General features: G+C 69.2%; 27 protein-coding genes and 1 tRNA gene. 8 read left to right on the top strand and 20 right to left on the bottom strand.

Features of this window, described 5'->3' with window-relative positions; genetic code table 11:
• The first annotated feature begins 7 nt into the window (after nt 1-7).
• A complete protein-coding gene (locus IU450_RS08035) occupies nt 8-910 on the top strand; it encodes an amino acid ABC transporter permease (RefSeq protein ID WP_195149124.1) in 903 nt (300 codons plus the stop codon).
• Between the two features lie 877 nt (nt 911-1,787).
• Here IU450_RS08035 and recX read toward each other — a convergent pair.
• From recX to IU450_RS08060, 5 genes are all read right to left on the bottom strand, one after another.
• Nucleotides 1,788-2,444, bottom strand: a complete 657-nt coding sequence (recX, locus tag IU450_RS08040; protein ID WP_195149125.1) for a recombination regulator RecX — start codon at nt 2,442-2,444, stop codon at nt 1,788-1,790.
• A 160-nt stretch (nt 2,445-2,604) separates the two neighbouring features.
• The gene (gene recA / locus IU450_RS08045) at nt 2,605-3,648 is read right to left on the bottom strand and encodes a recombinase RecA (RefSeq protein WP_043694706.1); all 1,044 of its coding nucleotides are present in this window, start codon (nt 3,646-3,648) and stop codon (nt 2,605-2,607) included.
• 250 nt (nt 3,649-3,898) lie between these two features.
• Nucleotides 3,899-4,348: a nuclear transport factor 2 family protein gene (locus IU450_RS08050; RefSeq protein WP_195149126.1), complete on the bottom strand. Its 450-nt coding sequence runs from the start codon at nt 4,346-4,348 to the stop codon at nt 3,899-3,901.
• Nucleotides 4,349-4,372: 24 nt separating this feature from the next.
• Nucleotides 4,373-5,257: a pyridoxamine 5'-phosphate oxidase family protein gene (locus tag IU450_RS08055; RefSeq protein WP_195149127.1), complete on the bottom strand. Its 885-nt coding sequence runs from the start codon at nt 5,255-5,257 to the stop codon at nt 4,373-4,375.
• 32 nt (nt 5,258-5,289) lie between these two features.
• Nucleotides 5,290-5,751 carry a VOC family protein gene (locus IU450_RS08060; protein ID WP_195149128.1) on the bottom strand — a complete coding sequence of 154 codons (462 nt, stop codon included), beginning with the start codon at nt 5,749-5,751 and terminating at the stop codon, nt 5,290-5,292.
• A gap of 155 nt (nt 5,752-5,906) precedes the next feature.
• Here IU450_RS08060 and IU450_RS08065 point away from each other — a divergent pair, with 155 nt between their 5' ends.
• Nucleotides 5,907-6,422: a CGNR zinc finger domain-containing protein gene (locus IU450_RS08065; RefSeq protein WP_195149581.1), complete on the top strand. Its 516-nt coding sequence runs from the start codon at nt 5,907-5,909 to the stop codon at nt 6,420-6,422.
• Between the two features lie 3 nt (nt 6,423-6,425).
• Here IU450_RS08065 and IU450_RS08070 read toward each other — a convergent pair whose 3' ends face one another.
• From IU450_RS08070 to IU450_RS08090, 5 genes are all read right to left on the bottom strand, one after another.
• Nucleotides 6,426-7,670 carry an APH(3') family aminoglycoside O-phosphotransferase gene (locus IU450_RS08070; protein WP_324197586.1) on the bottom strand — a complete coding sequence of 415 codons (1,245 nt, stop codon included), beginning with the start codon at nt 7,668-7,670 and terminating at the stop codon, nt 6,426-6,428.
• The gene (locus tag IU450_RS08075; protein ID WP_195149129.1) at nt 7,667-7,861 is read right to left on the bottom strand and encodes a DUF3046 domain-containing protein; all 195 of its coding nucleotides are present in this window, start codon (nt 7,859-7,861) and stop codon (nt 7,667-7,669) included. Before IU450_RS08075 ends, IU450_RS08070 begins: the two co-directional genes overlap by 4 nt.
• Before the next feature lie 56 nt (nt 7,862-7,917).
• Nucleotides 7,918-9,075 carry a glycosyltransferase gene (locus IU450_RS08080; protein ID WP_195149130.1) on the bottom strand — a complete coding sequence of 386 codons (1,158 nt, stop codon included), beginning with the start codon at nt 9,073-9,075 and terminating at the stop codon, nt 7,918-7,920.
• Between the two features lie 68 nt (nt 9,076-9,143).
• Complete coding sequence (locus IU450_RS08085) at nt 9,144-9,854, bottom strand: PIG-L deacetylase family protein (RefSeq protein ID WP_195149131.1); 711 nt, start codon at nt 9,852-9,854, stop codon at nt 9,144-9,146.
• A 76-nt stretch (nt 9,855-9,930) separates the two neighbouring features.
• The gene (locus tag IU450_RS08090) at nt 9,931-10,104 is read right to left on the bottom strand and encodes a hypothetical protein (RefSeq protein WP_039799283.1); all 174 of its coding nucleotides are present in this window, start codon (nt 10,102-10,104) and stop codon (nt 9,931-9,933) included.
• 517 nt (nt 10,105-10,621) lie between these two features.
• Here IU450_RS08090 and IU450_RS08095 point away from each other — a divergent pair.
• Complete coding sequence (locus IU450_RS08095; protein ID WP_195149132.1) at nt 10,622-12,292, top strand: PucR family transcriptional regulator; 1,671 nt, start codon at nt 10,622-10,624, stop codon at nt 12,290-12,292.
• A gap of 118 nt (nt 12,293-12,410) precedes the next feature.
• Here IU450_RS08095 and IU450_RS08100 read toward each other — a convergent pair whose 3' ends face one another.
• The 3 genes from IU450_RS08100 to IU450_RS08110 form a co-directional block, all read right to left on the bottom strand.
• Nucleotides 12,411-13,046, bottom strand: coding sequence for a PRC-barrel domain-containing protein (locus IU450_RS08100; protein ID WP_195149133.1), 636 nt, complete (start codon nt 13,044-13,046; stop codon nt 12,411-12,413).
• A 78-nt stretch (nt 13,047-13,124) separates the two neighbouring features.
• Nucleotides 13,125-13,292, bottom strand: a complete 168-nt coding sequence (locus IU450_RS08105; RefSeq protein ID WP_181720465.1) for a hypothetical protein — start codon at nt 13,290-13,292, stop codon at nt 13,125-13,127.
• 187 nt (nt 13,293-13,479) lie between these two features.
• Complete coding sequence (locus IU450_RS08110) at nt 13,480-14,997, bottom strand: bifunctional phosphatase PAP2/diacylglycerol kinase family protein (RefSeq protein WP_195149134.1); 1,518 nt, start codon at nt 14,995-14,997, stop codon at nt 13,480-13,482.
• Nucleotides 14,998-15,236: 239 nt separating this feature from the next.
• On the opposite strand from IU450_RS08110, the gene IU450_RS08115 reads away from it, so the two are divergent.
• The gene (locus IU450_RS08115) at nt 15,237-15,437 is read left to right on the top strand and encodes a hypothetical protein (RefSeq protein ID WP_195149135.1); all 201 of its coding nucleotides are present in this window, start codon (nt 15,237-15,239) and stop codon (nt 15,435-15,437) included.
• Between the two features lie 5 nt (nt 15,438-15,442).
• Here the strand turns inward: IU450_RS08115 and pspM are convergent, their stop codons facing one another.
• From pspM to pgsA, 5 genes are all read right to left on the bottom strand, one after another.
• Nucleotides 15,443-16,333, bottom strand: a complete 891-nt coding sequence (pspM, locus tag IU450_RS08120) for a phage shock envelope stress response protein PspM (RefSeq protein ID WP_228834181.1) — start codon at nt 16,331-16,333, stop codon at nt 15,443-15,445.
• Nucleotides 16,334-16,472: 139 nt separating this feature from the next.
• On the bottom strand, nt 16,473-17,294 hold the full coding sequence (pspA, locus tag IU450_RS08125; RefSeq protein WP_195149136.1) for a phage shock protein PspA: 822 nt from the start codon (nt 17,292-17,294) through the stop codon (nt 16,473-16,475).
• Nucleotides 17,295-17,493: 199 nt separating this feature from the next.
• Nucleotides 17,494-17,958, bottom strand: a complete 465-nt coding sequence (locus IU450_RS08130; protein ID WP_195149137.1) for a helix-turn-helix domain-containing protein — start codon at nt 17,956-17,958, stop codon at nt 17,494-17,496.
• A 112-nt stretch (nt 17,959-18,070) separates the two neighbouring features.
• Nucleotides 18,071-18,598, bottom strand: a complete 528-nt coding sequence (locus IU450_RS08135; protein WP_195149138.1) for a CinA family protein — start codon at nt 18,596-18,598, stop codon at nt 18,071-18,073.
• The gene (gene pgsA / locus IU450_RS08140; protein ID WP_195149139.1) at nt 18,595-19,254 is read right to left on the bottom strand and encodes a CDP-diacylglycerol--glycerol-3-phosphate 3-phosphatidyltransferase; all 660 of its coding nucleotides are present in this window, start codon (nt 19,252-19,254) and stop codon (nt 18,595-18,597) included. Before pgsA ends, IU450_RS08135 begins: the two co-directional genes overlap by 4 nt.
• A gap of 142 nt (nt 19,255-19,396) precedes the next feature.
• On the opposite strand from pgsA, the gene IU450_RS08145 reads away from it, so the two are divergent.
• Together IU450_RS08145 and IU450_RS08150 are read left to right on the top strand one after the other, a co-directional pair.
• The gene (locus tag IU450_RS08145) at nt 19,397-19,963 is read left to right on the top strand and encodes an amino-acid N-acetyltransferase (RefSeq protein ID WP_195149140.1); all 567 of its coding nucleotides are present in this window, start codon (nt 19,397-19,399) and stop codon (nt 19,961-19,963) included.
• 26 nt (nt 19,964-19,989) lie between these two features.
• Nucleotides 19,990-20,274, top strand: coding sequence for a YciI family protein (locus tag IU450_RS08150; RefSeq protein WP_195149584.1), 285 nt, complete (start codon nt 19,990-19,992; stop codon nt 20,272-20,274).
• A gap of 4 nt (nt 20,275-20,278) precedes the next feature.
• Here the strand turns inward: IU450_RS08150 and IU450_RS08155 are convergent, their stop codons facing one another.
• Nucleotides 20,279-21,259 (bottom strand): TerC family protein, encoded by a 981-nt coding sequence (locus IU450_RS08155; RefSeq protein WP_195149141.1) that lies wholly within the window; start codon nt 21,257-21,259, stop codon nt 20,279-20,281.
• A 132-nt stretch (nt 21,260-21,391) separates the two neighbouring features.
• Here IU450_RS08155 and IU450_RS08160 point away from each other — a divergent pair, with 132 nt between their 5' ends.
• Together IU450_RS08160 and IU450_RS08165 are read left to right on the top strand one after the other, a co-directional pair.
• Entirely contained in the window at nt 21,392-22,216 is an 825-nt protein-coding gene (locus IU450_RS08160; RefSeq protein WP_324197587.1) for a class I SAM-dependent methyltransferase, read from the top strand.
• Nucleotides 22,217-22,515: 299 nt separating this feature from the next.
• A tRNA-Leu gene (locus IU450_RS08165) sits at nt 22,516-22,592 on the top strand.
• A gap of 6 nt (nt 22,593-22,598) precedes the next feature.
• Here IU450_RS08165 and IU450_RS08170 read toward each other — a convergent pair.
• A complete protein-coding gene (locus IU450_RS08170; protein ID WP_195149143.1) occupies nt 22,599-25,199 on the bottom strand; it encodes a DNA translocase FtsK in 2,601 nt (866 codons plus the stop codon).
• Nucleotides 25,200-25,257 lie beyond the last annotated feature (58 nt).

Raw genomic sequence — 25,257 nt, forward strand, 5'->3', positions numbered from 1 at the left:
CGCAGGTATGAGCGCGGGCGCTTCGGTCCTGTTCGACGCGCCGGGCCCGAAGGCGAGACTGCGCAACAACATCTACTCGGTCCTGGTCGTGCTCGTGGTGGCCGCGGCGGGCTGGGCGCTCTACCGCGGTTTCGCGGAGAAGGGCCAGTTCACCGCGGAGAAGTGGAAGCCGTTCCTGGAGGCGGAGGTCTGGTCGACCTATCTGCTGCCCGGTCTGCGCGGAACGATCGTCGCCGCGCTGCTGTCCATCGTGTTCGCGCTGATTCTCGGCATGATCTTCGGAGTCCTGCGGCTGTCCGACCATCGCGTCGTGCGCTGGGTCGCGGGGGCGATCGTCGAGGTGGCGCGCGCCATCCCGGTGCTGATTCTGATGATCTTCCTGTTCGCGGTGTACTCGGACTACGACCTGTTCAAGTCCGACGATCTCGCGCTCGCCGCGGTCGTCACCGCACTGACCATCTACAACGGCTCGGTGATCGCGGAAATCGTCCGTGCGGGCATCCGCTCGCTGCCGAAAGGGCAGACCGAGGCGGCCGTCGCGCTCGGCATGCGTAAGAACCAGTTGATGCGATTGATCCTTCTGCCGCAGGCGATCACAGCGATGCTGCCCGCGCTGATCTCGCAGATGGTCGTCGCGCTGAAGGACTCGGCCCTGGGCTACCAGATCACCTATGTCGAGATCGTGCGCTCGGGACAGCAGCTCGGCGCGGCCGAACAGAACACGATCCCGGCGCTGATCGTCATCGCGATCATCATGATCGCCCTCAACAGTGCGTTGACGCTGGTGGCGACCAGGTTGGAGCGGCGGCTGCGGGCGCGCAAGCGCGGCAAGGGCGGCGGCGCCGTCGTCGCCGCGGACTCGGTCATCACCGACGCGGCGCCCGGTGTCGACATCGGCACCAAGCCGTGACCATCAGCGCGTGAGTTCGAGGACTATCTGGCTGGGGCGGGTGAGCGCGCCGCGCAGTTGCGGACGCTGCACGAGGTGATCCGCTCCAGCGCAGCCAGCTTCGAGCCGGTGTTCACGCAGGGCATGGGTGCGGCCATGCTGGGGTACGGGATGATGCCGTACCGGTGTTGCGCTCGAGCTGAGCGCAACACTCGTGCCCTCGGTGGTGTACCGCCAATCTCGTAGGCGTATGCCGATCCCCGGTAGCCGACCGGTGGGGCGGCCGTCAGTACTTCGTGCCCCCGACCACCTCGTCGACGAGTCCGGCCCTGCCACAGCGCCTTTCGCCGACAGGGATCCGGACGTGTACCACCTGCCGCGCGGTCGCTCGGCCGCACGTCCCAGGTGGATGAGGTCCGGCTCGCCCACCGGTTGCACGAGGCCGAGCGGACCGCCCCCTGCCGGTGCCCGAGCGGCTGCACGACACCGGAGTAGTCCTCGACACAGGAGCAGGAAATGACGACAACCCCGACCTCGGGTCCGCTCTCCGACACGGGAGAGGTGTAGACCGAAAATGCCGCACCCGAAACCCGCGCAGCGTTGCACTTCCGCAGCGGCGGTACGAAGGGTACAGACCTCGACTACTGCGGGCAGGGCGCCGATCGGCTGTCCGAGCAGCGATAACCAGGAATCCGACCGGAAACGCCGCTGCCGCCCGAGATTCCGCTGACCACTGAACACGGCGGCCGTCGCGGCCGCGCCCGGAGCAGGTAGCCGCACCGGGCATCCGTATCCCGCATATCCGACCGGCGTGTGACGCAGTTGTGAGCGGGATGCGGCTTCGCGCGACCGGACCCGAACGGCGGAGAATTGCCGGGAGCCCACCCGACCGCAGAACTCAGTCGATGGGCTCGTCGAGGGCGCCCTCGACCCCCTGATCGGCCAATTCGGCTTTGACCACGCGATAGGCCGTGGCCTGGTTGTAGCCCCGGCGGGCGAGCATGCCGACAAGGCGACGAATCGCCTTCTCCCGGTCCAGGTCTCGCGGCAGCGAGCGTAGTTTGCGGCGGACCAGCTCACCGGCGCGCGCCTCCTCGTCGTCGGCGGTGATCGCGTCGAGGGCCGGTACGGCATCCGACTGCGCGACGCCCTTGCGCCGCAACTCCTGCGCGAGTGCCTGTTTGCCTTTGCCGGAGAAAGCGTGGCGGGAGTGCACCCATTGTTCAGCGAAGGCGGCATCGTCTATGAGGCCCACTTCGGTGAGGCGGTCCAGCGCCTGTTCGCTCGCCTCGGCCGAGTACCCTTTGGCCGCGAGACGCTGGGCCAGCTCGGCACGACTGCGGGCGCGGACGGCGAGCAAGCGCAGGCATGCCTCTTTCGCCTGCTCGACCGTCCCGCCTTCGGATCCGGCCGCCACCGGACCCGCCGACCGGCCTTCGGGCCGACCGGAGTCGGTCGAGGACGAGCCGCTGCGCCCCCGCGCGTCGGGACGGCCGCGACGGGACCCAGCCGGACGCGCCCGCTGCGGATCGGACGCGTCCGGCCGAGTTCCCATGGTGTCCGGCGCCGCCGAATCACCTTCGGCTCTCCGGACGAGCTCGGCTTCGTGTCCGCGGGGCCGAACGGCGGCCGGCGAACCCGAGGCGGACAAAAGTTCTTCCAGCCGACGCCGCACATCCCGCACCGCGGCGGACTCCGGCCGACCGTTCCTCGGCTCAGAAATCGGCGGGCACCTCCGCGGCCGCATCGGCCGTCACGTCGGCGCCGATGCCGAGCTTCTCCTTGATCTTCTTCTCGATCTCGTCGCGGACGTCGATGTTCTCCAGCAGGAACTTGCGGGCGTTCTCCTTGCCCTGGCCCAGCTGATCGCCCTCGTAGGTGTACCAGGAGCCGGACTTGCGGATGAAGCCGTGCTCGACGCCCATGTCGATGAGCGAGCCCTCCTTGGAGATGCCGTGCCCGTAGAGGATGTCGAACTCGGCCTGCTTGAACGGCGGGGAGACCTTGTTCTTCACGACCTTCACGCGGGTGCGGTTGCCCACCGCGTCGCTGCCGTCCTTGAGCGTCTCGATGCGGCGCACATCCAGACGCACCGACGCGTAGAACTTCAACGCCTTACCGCCGGTGGTGGTCTCCGGCGAGCCGAACATCACGCCGATCTTCTCGCGCAGCTGGTTGATGAAGATCGCGGTGGTGCCGGAGTTGTTCAGCGCGCTGGTCATCTTGCGCAGCGCCTGGCTCATCAGGCGGGCCTGCAGACCGACGTGGCTGTCGCCCATCTCGCCCTCGATCTCGGCGCGCGGCACCAGCGCGGCCACCGAGTCGATGACGATGATGTCGATGGCGCCGGAGCGCACCAGCATGTCGGCGATCTCCAGCGCCTGCTCACCGGTGTCGGGCTGGGAGACGAGCAGCGCGTCGGTGTCGACGCCCAGCTTGCGTGCGTAGTCCGGGTCGAGCGCGTGCTCGGCGTCGATGAACGCCGCCACGCCGCCCGCGGCCTGCGCGTTGGCCACCGCGTGCAGTGCGACGGTGGTCTTACCCGAGGATTCCGGGCCGTAGATCTCGACGACGCGGCCGCGCGGCAGACCGCCGATGCCCAACGCCACGTCGAGCGCGATCGAGCCGGTGGGGATCACCGAGATGGGCTGGCGCGCCTCCTCGCCCAGGCGCATGACGGCACCCTTGCCGAAGCTCTTCTCCACCTGGGCCAGCGCGAGTTCGAGCGCCTTGTCCCGGTCGTACGCCTGTGGTGCCATGTCCTGATCCCCTTTTCGACGGGTGAGTCTCGTTCTGTGGTTGGCGCCTACAGTAGAGCCCGGCACCGACAAGTTCTGGCGACCAGACTAGACGAACAGGTGTTCGAGTCAAGTGACGCGCCCGGCGGAACGCGCACCGCCTCCGTGACCCTCGACGTCGCCGCCCGACCGCGATCCCGGCACGACGGAACGGCGGCGCCCGGCTGGAGCGCCGCCGTTCCGCGCTCGCGGTCACCGGGCCGTTCGCGCCCTACCGCTGGGGCAGCACCGACTCGTCGCCCGGCTCGCGCGGCCCGAAGATGCGCCGCTGGGATTCCTCGATCCGGACATCGTTGATGCTGGCTTCCCGCCGGGACATGAGTCCGTCCGGCGCGAACTCCCACTGCTCGTTGCCGTAGCTGCGGAACCACCGGCCGGACGCGTCGTGCCATTCGTACTGGAAGCGCACGGCGATGCGGTTGTCATCGAAGGCCCACAGATCCTTGCGCAGCGCGTAACCGTTCTCGATGGACCACTTCCTGGTGAGGAACTCGACGATGGCGTCGTGGCCGGTGAAGAACTCGTCACGATTGCGCCACACCGAATCCTCGGTGTAGGCGGCCGCGACCCGCTCCGGATCGCGGGTGTTCCATGCGTTCTCGGCGGCCCGCACTTTGACCTGGGCGGATTCCGCGTCGAACGGGGGTAACGGAGGCCGCATGGGACGGCTCCTTTCTCGGAGGGTTCAGGGATTGACGGGTGAAAGCTCGGCGGGCCCCCACCGCAGTGCTCCCTCGGGCCGCTCGACGACCTCCTCGACGGTGAAATCGAGAGAGCATTGCGCACCGGCGGCGAAGGTCACGGGCTCCCAGACCACTTCGGCGGTGCCGGTGAGCTGCAAGGTCGCTCCGGTGGCCCAATCGGGGATCAGGATTCCACAGCGCGGGTTGACCTCGATGTTGCCGAGCGTCATGAACATCGAGTTGCCCCGGTAGTCCGGCCAGCGCAGCCGCGTGGGCGAAAGCACCTGCAGGAACCCGGGATTCCCCCCGCGGTGCGAGGCGTCGGCATTGCCGTCCCTGTCCGCGGTCGCGACGAAGAACGTGTCGGCGGCCGCGATCGCGGCTTGCTGATCCGCGCCGAGTTCGACGCCGCGGCGTACGGCCGCCGACGCGGCGTCGGGCGTGTAGCTCTCGATATCGCGGCGGGAGATGTACTTGGGACAGTTCGAGTACACCTGATCGGTCACGATGCGCAAGCCCGTGCCCTCCGGCGCCGATCTCCCGTTGACCCGCATCCGCCTGCGCCGCTGCGGCTGGAGGGCGATCATGCCGATGCGGGAGTGGTGGGTCAGCGCTTCGTGCAGCGGATCGGCGGCCGCCGGACGGGCATCGACCGTGATCGTCCGGCCGTCGACCGCCTGCACGAATCCCGGCCGCCCGACCAGTTCGGTCGCCCACAGCCTGCCCGCCGCGTCGGCGGCGGCGAGCACCACCATGCGCTGTTCGGCCAGGAAGCCGGCGGCCACCGACGGGATATCGGGACGGATCATGCGGCCGACCCGTTCGGCGATCTCCGCCTGGCCCATGCGGCGCTGGACGGCGACCTCCCCGTTGTGAAACGGCCCCATCACGATTCTCCCTTCGTTGCGCGAGCGACCGATCAGAAGAAACCGCAGGTCGGGGCCGCGCCGCTGGGCGCGGGAGCAGCTTCGGCGCCGCTGGGCGCGTAGACCTCGAGCCGGATGCCGTCGGGATCGGTGAAGAAGATCCCGCCGGAAGCGACGCCCTCGCCGTGCGCCACCACCCCGTCGTGGGCGAAGGCGACCGAGAGCTCGCGTAGCACCCGTTCCACGGCGCGCACCTGGTCGATGTTGTCGACCTGGAACGAGAGGTGATGCAGGCCGGGCGTCTCGGCGGAGAACGTGCCGTCGCTCTGCTCCCACAGCGTGACGACCAGCTTGCCGTCCGCACCGAGGAATGCCCAGCGGCGCTGGGCGTCGGTGCTCGCGGCGAGCTGTTCGAAACCGAGTGCCCGGCGATAGAAGTCCACCGAACGATCCAGATCGGAGACGTTCAGGCCGATGTGCCCGGTGGCGAGCTGAGGTGCGGCAACGGCGGTCATGGTATTCCTCCTCGGAATGTTTAACCGTCTATTACGGTTTTAGTAGTTAGAACATACTGAGCGGCGGACAGCACTGTCAACCGCTGAAATTAATTTGACTAGTTAGAGCGGAGGTGGCCGCCGTGGACGACGACGCGCACTCGATACCCTCGGGCATGCCCGATCCACGCCCCCACCTCGGTGAACCGCTGGCGCTCGATCTGCTGAACACGCGATGGATCGAGCACGGACCCCGAGACCTGCTCACCGATGTCGCCGGTCTGTGCACCTGGTTGACGTCGGCGGGCCTCACCGATCGCGCGAGCGCCGACGAGGCGACCTTGAACGCGGTCCTGGCGGCCCGGACGGCCATTTACGACGTGGTCGTGCACGCGTCCCACCAGGGACTCGACGATGTGCTGGACCACGGCCGCATCCGCCGCGCGCTCACCGCGTCCGGACCCGCCGATCTGGTGGAGGTGCCGCAGCGGCCATGGCTGCCCGCCTGGCTGGCCGCCGACAACCTGCTGGACCTGTTGCGCACCGCGCCCGATCGGATCCGGCAGTGCGCGCACCCGGAATGCGTGCTGTTCTTCTATGACACCTCGAAGAACGGAACCCGCCGCTGGCACTCCATGGCCACCTGCGGCAACCGCACCAAAGCGGCGCGGCATTACGCGCGAAAGGCGTGAGAATCAGAACAATTCGTCGAGCAGCCGGTAGTACGCCAAGCGACTTTCGTCCGGCTCGGTCAGCCCATAGGCCGTGTAGAAGGCCGTGACCTCGGCTTCCCCGAAGTCCGCGCGCAGGTCACGCACGGCAACCGCCAGATCGCGATAGCGGTCGGCCACGCCGAGCGCGCCGACATCCAGGAGGATCCGGTTCTCCAGCACGTTCGGCGGGGTGAAATCGCCGTGCGCCACCACCAGATCCTCCTGGTCCGGGCGCTGCGCCAGCAACCGCGCGAGAACCTCCGCCGGGGTGGATCCGGCGTTGTCGTCATCGAAGTCGTCCGCGTCCACGAGGCCTTCCACCACGTGGCGACGCGCCTGTGCCAGCACGACGTCGAGGCGTCCGTCGAAGGGGCACTCGCGGACCGGAATGCTGTGCAACCGCCGCAACACCGCGCCCATGACAGCGCCGATCGAGTCGGGATACGCACGCTCGGAGCCGGCTCGCGCGGCCAAACTGGGGGCGCCCGCGTCCGCGAGCACCAGCACGTCGTCTTCGAAGGCCGCGACCTCCGGCAAGGCGATCCCTCTGCCGCGCAGCCAGGTCAGCCGCTCGTACTCGGCGACTGCCTTCGGTCCGCGTTTGAGCCAGTAGGCCCCGTCGACGAACACCACGTCGCCACTCATGCCCTCGTGCTCGTCCGACCAGCTCGACGACTCGCCGAGCAGCGCGGCGACGGTGGGCGGCAACGGGATCGGCAGCTCGGCCAACGTATCCAGCGCGGCGCGGGTGGACTCGATCTCCTCGGGATCGCCTTCCGTGACGCGCAGCAGCATCGCCTCGGTCAGCAGCGCGTGCGCCTCGGCCAGCTGATTTCGCTCGGCGAGCGCCTTTCCCAGGTGCTGCACGGCGAAGGAGAGCACCTCTGGAGCGGCCGCGCGCGCGTGTGCCACCGCGCGGCGGTAGAGCGTTTCGGCGGTGCCCGCGTCGCCGCGGTAACGGTAGACGTCGCCCAGGTTGATCCACACGCTGATCCTGCGCCGCTCGGTGTCCACCAGCTCGAGCGCGCGATCGAGGTGATCCAGCGCCTCGTCGTGGCGACCGAGCAGCATCAGCTCGATGCCGGTCTGCCGGTAGCCGGCGAAATCGTCGGGGCGGGCCTGCGCCACGCGGACGGCCAGGCGCTGCGGGTCGTGCGGGATCATTCGCTGCCGCTCGTCGAACCGGTACAGCGGCTCGTCCCGATCCACCTGCCCGGGGGCGTTCACCAGCGCGCCCTGGGGACGTCGAACTCGGCACACAGGGCGCGCCAGACGTCGCGGGGGTCCAGCCCGGCTTCGATGGCGTCGGCTCCGGTTCGCCCGCCCAGCCCGGGGATCACGTGGTCGGCCAGCAGGGCGTCGCCCCGGGCCACACCGAACTCGGTGTGCAACAGTTCCTGAAACTCGGTCAACCGCACCGTCCCGAACTTACTCCCCTCCCGCGCGGTCCCTGGTCAGTGCCACGCCCTGCCGGTCAGGGGTGCACGGCGTGACGGATCCGGTGGCACAGGGCGACGGGATCCGCGAACTCGGTCGCGGCGGCGGCCCGCCCGGCGGCCTCGGTGAAGCCGGGATCGATGAGGATCTCCTGGACAGCGGCGCGGACGGCCGCGGGCGTCAGCGGCCGGACGACGATCGAACTGCCCTGTCTGGCAGCGCGATTGGCCAGCTCCCACTGGTCGCCGCCACCGGGGACGGTCACGATCGGGACGCCCGCGGACAGCGACTTGGCGAGCAAGCCGTGGCCGCCACCACCCACGACGACGGAAGCACGGGTCAGCAGTTCGTCTTGCCGCCCGAGCCCCGCCGTCGCCCACGGAGGAAGGTCGGCAGGCGGAGTGTCCAGCATCGAGATCGCCACGCGGACACCGGTTCCCTCCAGCGCCTCCAGGACGGTCTCGGTCATACCCGCCACGCCGGTGTGTGCGGTCGACGGGGCCACCATGACCAGCGGCCCGTCGCCGGGCGGAAGGTCCAGGATCGCGTCGGTCGGCTCCCACAGCAGCGGGCCGATCACATGGGCGGATTCCGGCCAGTCCGGTCGCGGGACTTCGAGCGCGGGCAGCGTGGCGATCAACCGTGCGGCGGGGCCGGGGTCGACGGCCGGGAGACCGACGCTCTCGCGGGCCCGCTCCCGCTGCCTGCGGCCGTTGCGGAGGGCCCGTGCGGTCATTCCGCGCAGCAAGCCGTCGCGTATCCGCCCGCGCGCGCCCGAGCCGGGTGCGAGTCCACTTCCGATGGGCGGCAAGCCCTTCGACGGCAGATACAGCGGATGCGGGGACAGTTCCACCCACGGGACGCCGAGCCGCTCGGCGGCCATCCCGCCGCCCGCGGTCAGCACGTCGGAGACCACCAGTTCCGGCAGCATGGCGCTCAGCTCGGGCAGGATCTCGGTGGAGATGTGCGCGGCCCGCTCGTGGATGCGCTGCCCCGCGTCGGCGTCGTCGTCGACCGGCCGCGGTGCCAGGCCTTTGAGTCTGCGCACGCCGATGCCTGCGGCGAGCGCGGCGTCGAACCAGCGCGGACCGGTGAACAGGACCGGCTCGTCACCTGCGGCCAGGAACCGCAAGCACAACGCGATAGCGGGAAACGCGTGCCCGGGATCGGGCCCTGCGACGACGGCTATTCGCATTCGCCTAGCCTGCCACACTCCCTCGAGGGCAGACCGCACCCGCATCCGCGCCGACGCGAGTCGAGGGGTCAGCCGGCGAAGACGAACAACTCGAACCCGACCGCGCGCTCGGCGGGAAACCCCTCCTTGGGAGCGGTCGCCTGCTCGACGACGGCGCGCACCTGATCATCGACGGGCTCGGGGCTCAGCGCCTCGAGGTAGCGCCGGTGCGCGGCCAGCGACGCGGCGGCCTGCTCGACGGTGTCGGTGACGTCGACGGCGTGGGTGGCGACCGGCCCCACGACCGCCGCCCACCGCGCCGACCACGGTTCCCATTCGGCGATCTCCGGGAAGATCCACTCGTTGCCCGCGTCGGAGACGGCATCCAGCGCAGCCCGGCCGACCGCACGATGATCGGCGCTGTTGACGTAGCCGGGCGCCCAGACGTCGCCGAAGTTGAACAGCACCACCATTTCCGGCCGGTGCCTGCGAATGGCGGCGGCCAGGTCACGGCGCAGGGCGAGGTTCTCCTCGACGCGACCGTCCGGATAACCCAGGAACTCCACCTCCCGCACGCCCACCGCCTCGGCCGCCGCGATCTCCTCGGCCTCGCGCAGCGGGCCTGCGAGCGCGGGCCGCAATCCGGCGATGCCTGCCTCCCCGCTGGTCACCAGCACGTAACGAATGTCCTTGCCCTGCCCGGTCCATCGGGCGACCGCCGCGGCGGCGCCGTATTCGATGTCGTCGGGATGCGCGACGATCACCAAGCCGCGCTGCCAATCTTCGGGAACTCGCTCCACGAAGAGTCATTCAAACATCGCCGGTACACGACGGCGGTGCGCCGCCCCGCTGGGCGTCGCACCGCCGCGTCCGCCGCTACAGCTTGCTCACTGTCGAGTTGTCCGAGCCCGACACCGCCTTGTACAGCAGGTACAGACCGAACACGATGGCGCTGATCACCAGGATCGGGAACAGGCCCTTGATCAACGCGCCGATGACGGCCAGCGCGATCCAGACGACGGCGACGATGCCGATGATCTTCCACAACATTTCGATGCCTCCAGAAGTTCGTTTCCGCTTCGAGCATGACAGTCGGAGCAGCGCGAATCAGCAGGTGAGGCGGTATTTCGGGGTGAAGATCAGGGTTTGCCCCCACATCCGGCCATCACCGGTCGGTGCCGATCGGGGTTACTCGCGTGCCTACGAGCGCAGCGAACACTGGTCATCCGATCGCGTGATCATCGGAGCGCGACGAATCGGCGATGATGCTCAGTCGTCCGGAACTTCGTCGTCCAAGAACTTCGTCGTCCGGAATTTCGTCTGAGCACGCCGGGCCGAACCGAGACATCGAGGACCGACCAGTGGCGCATATCTGGTTCACTCTTGTCTCTGCGCAGGTCACGCCAGCGGTGTACCGTCGACCTTGCCCGCAGCAAGGCGCGTCGATACGCAATCGAGCCAGGCCGGACGGTTCACGCCAGGACGCCGGCTACGCGGTGACGACGGGCGTTCGGTGCCGGAGTCCGCGATATCGGCGCACTACTTCGATGGCCACGGACCGGAGCTCATGACCCAGCAAACGTTGAGTTCGGATGTCCACGCCCCGCCGGCGGACGTGCCGGCGTCGTCGCTGCGCGCTCTGGTCGCGACGTCGGTGCGACTCTTCGCCGACTGCGGGGAATCGGACATCCTCCGGATCGCCGCGGAGTCGGTCGCGGCCATCGGCGGCTGTGACGCACTGGGCTGCTATCGAGTGGTCGATGGCGAGTATCTGCCCACCCCGCCCTCCCGCCCGGCCCCGTCCGGCGTGGCCGCGCGACTCCGCGCGCAGAACGGCGAAGGCCGCCTTCGGCTTCCCGGCCGCCGGTGGGGCTGGGCACTGCCCTTGCGTGACCGGTTCCAGCCGGTGGGCGCGATCGTCGTCGGAGCCGACCACGAGCCGCCGCAGGCGCAGATGTTCCTGCTCACCGCGCTCGCTCAGCTCGCGGGCGCCGCGCTGACGAACGTAGCGCTGCGCGAACGGGCTTGCGCCGACGCCACCGACCTGACCGCGCTCAACGAACATCTGTCCGCCACCGTGGTGCGGCTCGAACGCCGCGCTCGCGTACACGAGGTGCTCTCCGGCGCCGCCGCGTACGGGACCGGCGAACAGGGCATCGCGGACGCGCTCGCGCAGCTGACCGGGCTGCCGGTCGCCATCGAAGATCGGTTCGGCAATCCGCGGGCCTGGGGCGGGCCGGGAAGACCCGACCCGTACCCGAGAACGCCCCCACAGCAGCGCGAAGAACTGCTGCACCGCCTCGCCGCCCACAACGCGCCGCTGCGCGTTCGCGACCGGGTGGTCGTCCTGGTGAAACCACGCACCGAGATTCTCGGCACGCTCGCGTTGATCGACCCGGACGACCAGGCGCTCGACGATCAGGTCGCGGCCCTTGCCTACGGCGGCACGGTGCTCGCCCCGGAGCTGGCCCACCAGCGCAACCTAGCCGAGCTCGAGCTGCGGTTGCGGCGCGATCTGGTCGAGGACCTCCTGTCGGGCACCGACACCGACAGCGCCTTCGCGCGCGCCGAGGCCATGGGTTACGACCTGCACGGCGAGCACTACGTGGTACTCGTGCACGGCGACGACAGCGCCTTGGCCGACGCGGTCGGCCGGGCGGCGACGGCACTGGATCTGCCCTTCATCCAAGGCCGCCGTGCGGGGATGGTCGTTCTGATCACCGATCGCAGGCCGGAACCCGTCGTCCTGCACCACGCCGTCTGCGAGCACCTGGACGCCGCTCCCGTGACGATCGGAATCAGCGGCTGCTGCACTCGGCCGGCCGATTTCGCCGGGGCGTTCGACGACGCGCGCCGCGCGATCGACATCCGGTTGCGATCGCGAATGCCGGACGGCGCCACCGCGTTCGACGAGCTGGGGTTCTACCGGCTGGTCGACGCCGCCCGCGCGGACGGCCGAGTCGAGCAGTTCATGCGGGAATGGCTCGGCATCCTGCTCGACTACGACCGCGATCACCGTGCCGATCTGGTGCACACGTTGAGTCGATACCTCGAATGCGGTGGCAATTACGACGATTCGGCCGCCGCGCTGCACATCCATCGCAGCACCCTGCGCTACCGGCTCGGGCGCATCCGCGAGCTCACCGGCTTCGACCTGCGCGATGTCGACACCCGCTTCAATCTGCAAGCCGCCACGCGCGCATGGCGATTCCTCTCCCTGAGCGCGCTGCCCACCTGACCGGCTCGGCGCGGATCCACCGAGCGAACAGCGATGGTGTGCGCGTCAGCGGACACGCACACCATCGTTGCCGACGAGCCCGGTCGCGCACTCCGCACGGCCGGGTCCACTCGCCCGATCAGCCTCTGCGACGCTCGGGGTCCCGGTCTCCTGCCTGTTCGGTCAGGGGGTCGTCGTGCGGCATGTCATCCGGTTCCCGCATACCGAGATCGGCCGTGTCGACGGCGTAGGGGTCGACCATCGGCTCACGCCCCACGTTCGTCCGGTCGCCGCCTGCCGGCATCCGCAGCGTCTCTTCCGCGCTGTCCAGATAGGTCCGCATCCGCGCCGTCGCGATGTCGCCCTGCTCCCTGGACCGTTCCTCCGGCGGGCGGGTCATCTCGGGGCGGGCGCGCCGTGGCTGCGGAACCGGCTGCCTGCCGTAGACATCCCAGGCGGCCTGATCCGGATCGATCTGGTAGTGGTCGAACAGTTCCTGCTCGGCCTGCGGGCTGATCTGCCCGTTGTGGTCCAGTTGCGGCGAGGCCTTCACCGCGTCCTTCCCGACCCGCACCTGCAGCGTGGCCGACTCGGGGCGATGCTCGGCTCCGCTCAGCGGGACCAAGGCGTCGGCGCTGAACAGGCCGGTGGACACCGCGATCCAGGTCGGTGAACCGGAATTGTTGTCGACGTAGACCCGTTTGACCTTGCCGATCTTCTCGCCTTCGGGGCCGTACACCGAGCTGCCTATGAGCGTTTCCAGCATTTCAGTCATGGGTTCCTCCGCAGTTCGTCCGTGCGATGCGCAGCCCGACAGAACGCGGCTGTCCACCGCGCGTGCTGAGAAAAGGGTTCAATCGCTTGTGGGTCGATCGGTGGTGTCCGGACCGGCGGCGAGGCGCTGCGTTCTCCGCGCCGGCCGCACCGGGTCCTCGGCGGACTCACACGTCAGGTACCGGCTGACATCCAGCCGCTGCGTGTCCTGGTCGAGCAGCGATAGACGGTAGGAAACATCGAGCATGACGTGCTCCTGCCCAGTAGTGCATGTTCCCGGGCCACAAGCGCGGCCGGGAGAAATCAGCTACATGGTGGCAACTACCCCGGCTTTCCCCGATCAAACGCAAATTACCCAGCAATTCGAGGATGTGTCACAAGAATGACAACCCTACAGCTATCGCATAGCTACTCGATCGGCTCCGTCGGGCCGCTCAGTGTGCCGGATCGGGCGTCCCGGGGCCGCTTTTGATCAGCGTCAGAGCGGAGGGCTTACTGATGAACCGGAAGTTCTTGCCGCGATGGTCGACTTCGCCGTCGGTGGCCAGCGAGACCGGCTGCGCGGTGACGCCTACGTCCACCCGGGAGACTCGGCGGTGCCGGTAGGTCGGTGAATACTCCAGCGTGCCGGTGAACGTCGCGAAAACCAACCGCAGGCGCGAGAAGGGGACATCGGCGCGCAGGTACCGCACGTCGAGTGTGCCGCCGTGCAGTTCAGGACGCGACATGGGGATCTGATCAGTGGGCCGGTAGGTGCCGTTGCCGACGAACAGCATCCACAGTGCGACGCGGGCGTCGTCGATGGTGGCGTGCAGTGGCTTGGCGCGCAGCAGCACGCGCACCATGGCGAGTCCCGCGGCGGGCCACTTGCCGATCCGGCGTTCCCAGCGTTCGCGCACCCGCACGAAGTCGGGATAACCACCGAGGCTGGCGGTGTTGACGAAGATTCGCGGCTCGGCGGCGTCGAACGACACCTCGGCCACATCGACGCGGACGACTTCGCCCGCCTCCAGCGCGGCGAAGGTCACCGCGGAGTCCTCCACCCCGGCGTCCCTGGCGAAGTGGTTCAGCGTGCCGCCCGCGAACACCGCCAGAGGCAGCCCGTGCCGTACCGCGTACTCCGCGACGGTGGACACGGTTCCGTCCCCGCCGACCACGCCGAGGGCGACGATGTCGTCGCGCCGCAGCAGTTCGCCGACCCGGGCTTCGAAATCGTCGCCGCCGGTGAGCTCGAGCACCTCGGCGGCGGGCAGCCGGTCACGCAGGGTGGCGAGCGCGCCGTCGCCGTTGCCCGACCCCGCGTGCGGATTGCCGATCAGCAGCAGTCCGGCGCCACCCGGCAGCGGGTCGATGTGGCCGACCGGGCCCAGAGCGGCGGGCTCGTCGTCGCGCACCGCCCACCACCGCCGGGTGAGCAGCGCGACCGCACCCCCGAACAGCGCGCCCGCGACCACGTCGGATGGCCAGTGCACGCCGATGTGCACGCGCGAATACCCGACCGCGGCGGCGACCGGGGCCACCGCGGCGGCCGCCGCGGGGGACTCCAACGCGAGACCCGCCGCGAACGCGGCGGCCGAGGCCGAGTGCCCCGAGGGGAACGACGACGAGACCGGTGGAGCGACCAGCCTGCGCACGAACGGAACGGATTCGTCCGGCGGGCGGCGGCGTGGAAACAGCGGCTTGGCCACGCCGTTCGCCACGCCGCTCGCGATGCCGAGCGCGAGCAGGCCGCGCGCCGCGCCGCGCCGGGTGGAACGGTCTCCGGCGACGAACAGGACCGCTCCGAGCGCGATCCACAAGCGGTTCTTGTCGGCCGCGGTACTCAACGCCTTCAGCACCCGGTCCGCCGGGGTCGCGCGCACCTGCGCGCTGCGGTGGACCAGCCAGCGATCCAGGCTGCTCGTAATTCCGGCCACCCCACCGTCGCGCCCCCGAGTCGTGAGAAACCGCATCGCCGCAGCCTACCGACCGATCGGCCCAGGGGTCCTGGCGACCGGCGGCGGGCCCTGCGGCGCTGGAGCGTTCACCGGCACGGTCGCGACCGGATCGCTCGCCCTTTCAGTGCACGGATGTACTCTGATCTCGAACGCACAGTGGCGTTGAGCGACAACCGGGAAGGGATGATCGACCGATGCAGACACCCCAATCAGCACACACTCATGCACTGAAACTCAGGTAGCGGCCGGAACCGATGGAAAACACGAACGAGCTGGCCCAGGAACTCGCGGCCGCGGCACGACGGCACGGCTCGGCGATCGCGGGGATCGTCGGCTCCGCCGCCCGTAAAGCGTCGTGGGAAATGCTCGACCTCATGGCCGAGAGCCGCGAACTGGTAGGCGCGGCGTTTCGCGTCAAGGCCGAAGAGCTGCGCCGCCGGGACCGCGCGAGCTGACCCGGTCAGATCGGTGGCCGCGGCGACGCGGTCACCGATTTGTCGGCCACCTCGGTGAGAGCCTGCGCCCATCCGTCCAGCCGATCGGAGGCGTGCCGCAGGTCCGCCACGATGGTGTCGAAGTTGTGCCGCACCACGATGTTCTCCGGAACCGCCAGGATTCGGCCCGCCGCGGCCACCACCTGCTCGTACTCCGCCACTCCCGCGTCGAGCCGGGCCAGCGTCAGTCGCAGATTCTCGGTGAGCGCCACCGCCGCGGGCGAAGTCGCGCTCCCCATCGCGCCGAGGCCCTGCTCCATCGCCATGATGTCGGAGGCCAGCGCGTGCAGCGCGCCCGCGCCCGAGGCGGCCGTTTCGAGCATGTCGGCCAGCTCGTCCGGAGGCAACCGGTGCGAGCGCGCGATCTGCGCGCCCATCCCGTGCAAGGCCTTCTCGGCGCGCACCAGGCGCGCGATCGGCGGCCGTGCGTTGGACCACAGCGGCGGCTGCCTGCGCGGGATGAACGCCGCCTGCGGCAGCGGCGCGCCACGCAGCCGCAAATAGCGGCGGGTGCTCAGTGCCGCACCGGTCACCAGCGCGACCGCGCCGCCGCCGACCACGACCACGGCCCACACCGGCGCCGAAAGAACGACGAGGCCAAGGGTTCCCGCCGTGGTGAGACCGGACACGGTGCCCAGCTGGTAGCTGCGGCGACGTGCCCTGCGGCGGCGCCGTAGCTCCCGCTCACGAGGATCGGCCCAACGCCGCACGGCGACAAGCGCGTTCTCCCCGGCTTCGCGAATGCTGTCCGGCAGGCTGCCCGGCTGCGGTGCGAGCGCGGCCTGGGCCCGGATCATCGCCGACCCACGCAGTCGCCGCGTGTCGAGCTGCCGCTCGCGAAATGCACTGCCGCTCATACCTTCTCTCCCACCGGTTGCACACATCGGACAGACCGAGGCCCGACTCGGCCGACGGCCGGCCGATCGGGTCCCCACGCCTTGTCTTCCAGTGAACCAGCCCCCACCGACATGCGCCCGTCCGGATGTGCGGCCGAGGCTACTGCTGCGCCGCCTGCCCCTTGTTCATCTGCGGCTGAGCCGCTTCCGTCTGAGCCGGGTTGATGGCGGGCTGGGCGCCACCGGCGGGCAGCTGGTCTCCACGCATGGACGCGCGGATCTGCTCCAACTTGCTGTGCCCGGCCATCTGGATACTGGCCTGCTGCACCTCGAGCATCCGGCCCTGCACCGTGTTCTGCGCGAGCTCCGCGGCGCCGAGCGCGTTGGCGTAGCGACGCTCGATCTTCTCCCGCACCGCGTCCAGGCTCGGCGTGCTGCCCGGCGCCGACAGCGTCGAATCCATCTGCTGCAGCGAAGCGGAGACCTGCTCCTGCATCTTGGCCTGCTCCAGCTGGCTGAGCAGCTTGGTCCGCTCTGCGACCTTCTGCTGCAACAGCATCGCGTTCTGCTCCACGGCCTTCTTGGCCTGGGCAGCCGCCTGCAGCGACTGGTCGTGCAGGACCTTCAGGTCCTCGACGGACTGCTCGGCGGTGACCAGCTGCGCGGCGAACGCCTCGGCGGCGTTGGTGTACTGGATCGCCTTCTCGGTGTCGCCCGCGGCGGTGGCCTGATCGGCCAGCAGGACGGCCTGGCGTGCGTTGGCGTTGAGCTTCTCGACCTCGTCCAGCTGCCGGTTCAGTTTCATCTCCAGCTGACGCTGGTTGCCGATGACCGACGCGGCCTGCTGCGAAAGGGCCTGATGCTGCCGCTGGGCTTCCTCGATAGCCTGCTGAATCTGGACCTTCGGATCCGCGTGCTCCTCGATCTTCGCATCGAAGAGGGCCATCAGGTATTTCCAGGCCTTGACGAACGGATTAGCCATCGATTGATCCCGCCTCCATCTGACATGCCGCGCTCCGGCGCGACTCCAGTGCGCGACCGTCACGCACTCGATATGTGCCTATCCTCCACCATGTGGCACCAGAGCCGGGCGAACCCGACCCAACCGACGCCTACGGAGAATCTATCCGCTTTCCGCGCCGGTCCGCAGCGTTGCCACCGTGACCACGTCTCGTCGCGCGTCACGCGCCCTTCACCAGGACCAACATGTCCGATCGCGGTGCGGGGATGACGATGCGGGTGTCCTCCGCCAAGGGCAGCGGGCGCGGGGCCGCGTCGGCCGCCGACATCGTCGCCGGAGCCGCTACGGGCTCGGCCTGCGCAGCGGGCTCGGCCGCGGTCTGCTCCGATTCGGCCGCGGCCGGAGCGGATGCGGTGGCGGCCTCGTCCGCGGGAGCGCCCGCCCTCGACCCGTCGGCGCCCGCCATGATCGTGCTCACATCCCACAGCACTCGCGACAGCGGCACGTCCAGCGCCTCGCAGATGGCGGCCAGCAACTCGCTGGAAGCCTCTTTGCGACCGCGCTCGACCTCGGAGAGGTAGCCCAGGCTGACCCGGGCGGACGTCGACACTTCGCGCAGGGTCCGGTTCTGGGCGAGACGCGCACGCCGCAGACTGTCCCCGATGGCCTCTCGCAGCAGCGTCATCTCGTTCTCCTTCGCTCCCGGTCGCCGGGCCGACGCGATTCGCGACCCCACGCATGCCGTTCTTTCTGGCACAACGTGGGAGCCGGGGCGGTGGTTCCCGCCCGGGGCGACCTCAGCCGCCTCGCCCGACGCGCTCGGCCGCGTCCGTGCCCGTCTCCCGCACACACCGCAGCAATTCCGACACCGCCGTGTGCGTCGCACCGATTCTGATCGTCCACCGGTCGCCGGAGAGTTTCAACCGCATCACTTCGGTATGGCCCGGTCCGGCCAGTCCGAGGAAGACCGTGCCGACCGGATGCCCGTCCTGCGAATCGGGCCCCGCGACCCCGGTCAGCCCCACGCCCCAGTCCGCGCCGCAGCGCGTCCGGGCGCCGACGGCCAGCTGTTCGGCGGTGCTCGCCGCCACCGGGCCTTCGGTCGCGAGCACCTCCGCGTCGACGCCGGCGAGGCTGTGCTTGAGGTCCGTGGCGTACACCACCAGACCGCCGCGCAGCACGGCGCTGGCGCCGGGCACTCCGGCGATGGTCGCGGCGAGCAGGCCCGCGGTCAGTGATTCGGCGGTTGCCACGGTTTGCCGCACGGTCACCAGCGCGCGGACCAGATCGTCGGCGGGCACGCTCGCGACCAACGGATCGCTCATACGCCGCGCGACCGCCCCGGTCCGCCCGCGAACCACACCCGGGCCGCCTGGCCCACGTAGTCCAGCCCGGTGACGACGGTCAGCGCGACCGCCAGGTACATCAGCACCATCCCGGCCTCGGCGATCCAGCCGGTCAGCGGCAACAGCAGCATGGCGATCGCCAGCGACTGCACCAGCGTCTTGAGCTTGCCGCCGCGTCCGGCGGGAATCACGCCGCGCCGCACCACCACCAGTCGCAGCAGGGTCACGCCGATCTCCCTGCCGCAGATCACCAGGGTGATCCACCAGGCCAGATCGCCGAGCACGGACAGCCCGATCAGGGCGGACCCGATCAGCGCTTTGTCCGCGATGGGGTCGGCCAGCTTGCCGAAATCGGTCACCAGGCCGTATTTGCGAGCCAGTTGCCCGTCGAACCGGTCGGTGATCGCGGCGAGGCCGAACAAGGCGGCGGCCGCGATCCGCCAGCCTGTCTGGTGACCGCCCGCGGCGAACAGCGCCGCGACGAACAGCGGCACGATCGCGATGCGCAGCATGGTGAGTACGTTCGCGATGTTCAGCAGCGGCGCCCCGGTCTCGGCCTGGGCGGTCGCGAATCCGGGCCTGGTCGGGTCGGGCGGACCCCAGGGGCGGTCCGTCTCGTCGGGTTGCACGCTCATGCCCTCGCCTCACCGGCGGCGCGCTCGGTCACTGCCGCCTCGTCACGCCGTCGCGCGACCCGGCGCGATGCGGTGATGTGAACGAGCGGATCTGCGGCACACGTTCAGAGTATCGGTAGCCGGGCCGACTACTGTGCACCCCATGACCTCTCGGGGACCACTAGGTGGTTCGACAAGCGACGCCCACCCGGGCGCGGCTTCGGCCGCGCAGAGCCGCCTCCCCGTCGTCCGACGCGCGCGAACCTCCGACGTGCCCGAGATCAAGAGCCTGATCGACGTCTACGCGGGCCGGATCCTGCTGGAGAAGAACCTGGTCACCCTCTACGAGGCGGTGCAGGAGTTCTGGGTGGCCGAACTCGACGGCCGCGTCGTCGGCTGCGGCGCGCTGCACGTGCTGTGGGCCGACCTCGGCGAGGTGCGCACGGTCGCGGTGCACCCCGACGTCAAGGGCACCGGTGTGGGCAAGCTCATCGTGCAGCGGCTGGTCACGGTGGCCCGTGAGCTCGAGTTGCAGCGGCTGTTCGTGCTGACCTTCGAGGTGGAGTTCTTCGGCAGGCACGGTTTCGTGGAGATCGACGGCACGCCGGTGACCGCCGAGGTGTACGCCGAGATGTGCCGCTCCTACGACACCGGTGTGGCCGAGTTCCTCGATCTCAGCTATGTGAAGCCGAACACTCTCGGCAATACTCGAATGCTGCTGACGCTCTGAGTCCGTCTCCACAGGAAGCGATGCCCGTGCCGATCTTCGCCGTCCATTACGTCTACTCCGAGGCCACCACCGCGGGCCGGGACGTCCATCGTCCCGAGCACCGGGCCTGGCTGGCCGGCTTGCTCGAATCCGGCGCCCTGCTCAGCAGCGGCCCGTACCCGGATGGGTCCGGGGCGCTGCTGATCTTCCGCTCGGAGGACGCCGGACAGTTGAAGGACCTGCTCGCGCAGGACCCGTTCGCCCGGGAGAACCTGATCGACGACGTCCGCGCCGTGCAGTGGGCTCCGATCTTCGGCGCCTTCGCGTCCTGAGCGGCTAGCGTTTCGCCTCGGCGCGGGTCCGTAGCAGGCTGGCGACCGTCGCGACGACCAGGATGGTCAGGATGACGCCGAGCGAGACCGGCGTGGAGATCTCCGGGACGGTGACGTGCTCGCCGCCGTTGACGAACGGCAGCGTGTTCTCGTGCAGGGCGTGCAGCACCAGCTTCACGCCGATGAACGCGAGAATGGCCGCCAGTCCGTAGGACAGGTAGACCAGCCGGTCGAGCAGGCCGCCGATCAGGAAGAACAGCTGGCGCAGGCCCATGAGCGCGAACGCGTTCGCGGTGAAGACGAGGTAGGGCTGCTCGGTCAGGCCGTAGATGGCCGGGATGGAGTCCAGCGCGAAGAGCAGGTCGGCGAACCCGATCGCCAGCAAGGCCAGCAACAGCGGGGTGACCGCGCGGCGCCCGTCGATCCTGGTCACCAGCTTGTCGCCGTCGTATTCGTCGGTGGTCGGCAGCACCCGCTTGGCCAGCGCGACGATGCGACTGTCGCGTTTCTCCTCGACCTCGACCTCGTGACCGCTCTCGCGCATGAGCTTGACCGCGGTGTAGACGAGGAAGAACCCGAACAGGTAGAACACCCAGCTGAACGCGCTGATCGCGGCCGCGCCGACGGCGATGAACACGCCGCGCATCACCAAGGCGAGCACGATGCCGATCAGCAGCACCTTCTGCTGGTAGATCCGGGGCACCGCGAAGGTGGACATGATGATCAGGAAGACGAACAGGTTGTCCACCGAGAGCGCCTTCTCGGTGACGAAACCCGCGTAGTACTCGCCCGCGTAGGTCGAGCCCCACTGCCAGGCGACCACGCCGCCGAACAGCAGCGCGAGCCCGATGTAGATCGCGGACCAGAACCCGGACTCCCGGAACGTCGGCTCGTGCGGCGTGCGGACATGGGCGTAGAAGTCGAAGACGAACAATCCGAGGATCACCACGATGGTGATCACCCATTCGAGTGCGGTTACGTGCATGCGTTGTGCCGATCAGAAGCGAAGCTCATGATGTCCATAATGCCCGAAATGTCCGTTGCCCTTCAGTAGCGGGTTGGTTGCCGCCCATAATTCCACATGCGTTCACCCGGCCGTTCGTGCCACAGTTCGACCGTGGCCGACGATTACCGCATCCTGAACCGGGCCAACTGGGACGAACGCGCCCCCGCGCACGCCGCCGCCGCCGAGTACGCGGTGGAACGCTTCCTGGCGGATCCCGCCTTCCTCAGCGATGTCGTGCGCTTCGATCTTCCGCTGCTCGGCGATGTCGCCGGACTGCGCGGCGCGCACCTGCAGTGTCATATCGGCACCGACACGCTGTCCTTGGCGCGGCTCGGTGCGACGATGACCGGGCTCGACTTCTCCCCCGCCTCGCTCGCGCAGGCGCGCTCGCTGGCCGAACGGACCGGCACGCCCATCGATTTCGTCGAGGCGGACGTCTACGACGCCGTCGAGGCCCTCGGCGGCGCGCGATTCGATCTGGTGTTCACCGGCATCGGCGCACTGTGCTGGCTGCCGAGCGTCGCCGACTGGGCAGCGGTCGTGGCCGGGCTGCTGCGACCGGGCGGACGGCTGTTCCTGCGCGAAGGCCATCCCGCCCTGTGGTCGATGGACGATAACCACCACGATCGGCTGGTCGTGGGCTATCCGTACTTCGAGACGCCCGAACCGATGGTCTTCCAGGACGGCACCACCTACGTCGAGACCGACGCCCGGTTCAGCCAGATCACCACACACGAATGGAACCACGGTCTCGGTGAGGTCGTGACCGCGCTGCTGGCGGCGGGCCTGACGCTGACCGGCCTGGTCGAACACCGCAGTGTCCCGTGGAACGCGTTGCCCGGCCTGATGACAGCGGGCCAGGACGGCGAATGGCGGCTGACACGACACCCGGAAAGGCTGCCGTTGAGCTATACCCTTCAGGCTCGGAAGAACTGAACCGGGTAGGGTCGTCGGCGAAGCGAAAGCGGTTCACAACACCGACATCCGGTGCTACTTTCTGAGCGGCGAAGATCAGACCCACACCGAAGGCGAGACGATGACCGAGACAGTGCGGCAGCAGGGGTTGCCGAGCGGTGTCCGGCAGTCGCGCGTGCTATCGGCGTCGTCCGCCGCTCGGCGGATGAGCGCGCGGAGCCGCCCCTGAACGTGTCTTTCGCAGACCCGTACCGAAGGGGTCACTCCGCGGCGAATCGCCGAGGGGTGGCCCCTTTCTCGTGGTCGGGCCCTGCGACCGATCCCTCGTAGCCCAATCGGTAGAGGCGCCGGACCTAGATTCCGGGAGATGCGAGTTCGAATCTCGCCGAGGGAACCAACCGGATCACTCCTGCGGCTCCGAGTCGTCGTCCTGCCCGCCGCCGCGGATCGACCACAACAGCCCTTCCAGCTCATCGGGTTTGACGAGCACGTCGCGTGCCTTGGAGCCCTCGCTCGGGCCGACCACGCCGCGGGTCTCCATGAGGTCCATCAGCCGCCCCGCCTTGGCGAAGCCGACGCGCAGCTTGCGCTGCAGCATGGAGGTGGACCCGAACTGCGAGGTGACCACGAGCTCCACCGCCTGCAGGAAGACGTCGAGATCGTCGCCGATATCGGGGTCGACGTCCTTCTTCTCCCCTGCCTTCGCGGCGGTGACACCCTCTTGGTAATCCGGCTCGGCTTGATTCTTGGCGAAGTCGACGACGGCATGGATCTCCTCGTCGCTGATGAACGCGCCCTGCAGGCGGGTCGGCTTGCCCGCGCCCATCGGCAGGAACAATCCGTCGCCCATGCCGATCAGTTTTTCCGCGCCGGGCTGGTCGAGGATGACGCGGGAGTCGGTCAGCGACGAGGTGGCGAAGGCCAGCCGGGAAGGCACGTTGGTCTTGATCAGACCGGTCACCACGTCCACCGAGGGCCGCTGCGTGGCCAGCACGAGGTGGATGCCCGCGGCACGGGCCTTCTGGGTGATGCGGACGATGGCGTCTTCCACGTCGCGGGGAGCGGTCATCATCAGATCGGCCAGCTCGTCGACGATGGCCAGGATGTAGGGGTAGGGCCGGTAGACGCGTTCGCTGCCCAGCGGCGCGGTGATCGCTCCGGACTTCACCTTCTTGTTGAAGTCGTCGATATGGCGCACCTTGTTGGCCTGCATGTCCTGGTAGCGCTGCTCCATCTCCTCGACCAGCCAGGCCAGCGCGGCCGCCGCCTTCTTCGGCTGGGTGATGATGGGCGTGATCAGATGCGGAATGCCCTCGTAGGGCGTCAGTTCCACCATCTTCGGGTCGATCAGGATCATCCGGACCTCGTCCGGCGTCGCCCGCTGCAACAGCGATACCAGCATCGAGTTGACGAAGCTCGACTTACCCGAGCCGGTGGAGCCCGCGACCAGCAGGTGCGGCATCTTGGCCAGATTCGCCGAGACGAACTCGCCTTCGATGTTCTTGCCGAGACCGATCACCAGCGGATGGTGGTCGGTGCGGGTGGAGGGCGCCTTGAGCACGTCGGCCAGCCGGACCAGTTCGCGGTCGGCATTGGGCACCTCGATGCCGACCGCGGACTTGCCGGGGATCGGCGCGAGCAGCCGGACGTTCTCCGTCGCGACGGCATAGGCGATGTTGCGGGCCAGGGCGGTGATCTTCTCGACCTTCACGCCGGGCCCGAGTTCGACCTCGTAGCGGGTGACCGTCGGGCCGCGGACGAAACCGGTGACCGCGGCGTCGATCTTGAACTGCACCAGCACCTCGGTGATCGCCTCGATCATCGATTCGTTGGCGGCGCTGCGCTTCTTGGGCGGATCCCCGTCGGTCAGCAGCGACAACGGCGGCAGGGTGTAGTCGCCTTCGACTTCGCGGTCGGTGACGAACTCCAACTGCTGGGGCGGCGGTGGCGTCTGATCCTCCACTACCGGGGCGGGACGCTGCTTCTTCGGCTTCGGTTTCGGCGCGGGCTCCTCGACCGCGATCGGCTTGGCATCGCGCAGCGGGGGCTCGCCGATCGCCTCGGTGACCGCGTCGGGGTCACCGAACTCGTCGGGCGGGTAGTTCTCCGCGGGCGTACGACCGCGCCGCTTGGCGCCGGTGCGGTGCACCGGGAAGCCGTCGGCGTCGTAGTTGGCGGGATCGTAGTCCCGGTAGTCGCCGTCGAATTCACCGTATTCGTCGCCACCGGTCGCCGTGCCGAGGTATCGACGCAGCTTCTCGGGCACCTCGCGCACCGTGGTGCCGGTCACCAGCAGTGCGCCGAAGACGATGGCCAGCAACAGGATCGGGACCGACAGCCAGGCGGTGAGGCCGTTGGTCAGCGGCCCGCCGGTCACGAAGCCGACGAAACCCGCTGCGCGGGAACGCCCGTGCGCGTCGGTGGGGGCGCCCGCGGCGATGTGCCACAGCCCGAGGACCGGCAACCCGATCAGCAAGCCGCCGAGTACCAGTCGCGGCCGGATCTCGGGGCGCGGTTCGGTACGCATCAGGACCACGGCGATTCCGGAGGCGACGAAGGGCAGTGCGGCGGAGGCCGATCCGGAGATCGCGCGGATGACGTCCTCGACCCAGTGGCCCACCGGCCCACCGGCCGACAACCACACCGCCGCCGCGATCACGGCGCTCAGCGCGATCAGGGCCAGCGCGGCGCCGTCGCGCCGATGTCCGTTTTCGATCTCCCCGGCCCGGCTCAGCGTGCGCGTGGTCGCGCCGAGACCGCGGGCCAGCATGTTCCAGCCGCTGCTGATACCGCGCCCGATCACCGCGAGCGGCGCGGTATTCGAAGCGTTCGAAGTGCGGCGCACCGGACGGCGCGCCTGGGTACCGCGCCTGCGGGGCGTCGGGTTCGCTCGCGGGGTCGCGGTGCGGGGCGTGGCCGCGCGAGACCGCGCCGCAGTGGTCCTCCCCCGGGCCGATCCCGCCCGCGCCCGACTCGTCGTGGTGCTGCGGGACTTACCTGCCATGGCCCCAGGCTAGCCGCAATCGCCCCATCCGGACCATCCGCAACACTGGTACTGCTGC

Source organism: Nocardia abscessus, from assembly GCF_015477775.1.
GTDB classification, from domain to species: Bacteria; Actinomycetota; Actinomycetes; order Mycobacteriales; family Mycobacteriaceae; genus Nocardia; species Nocardia abscessus_A.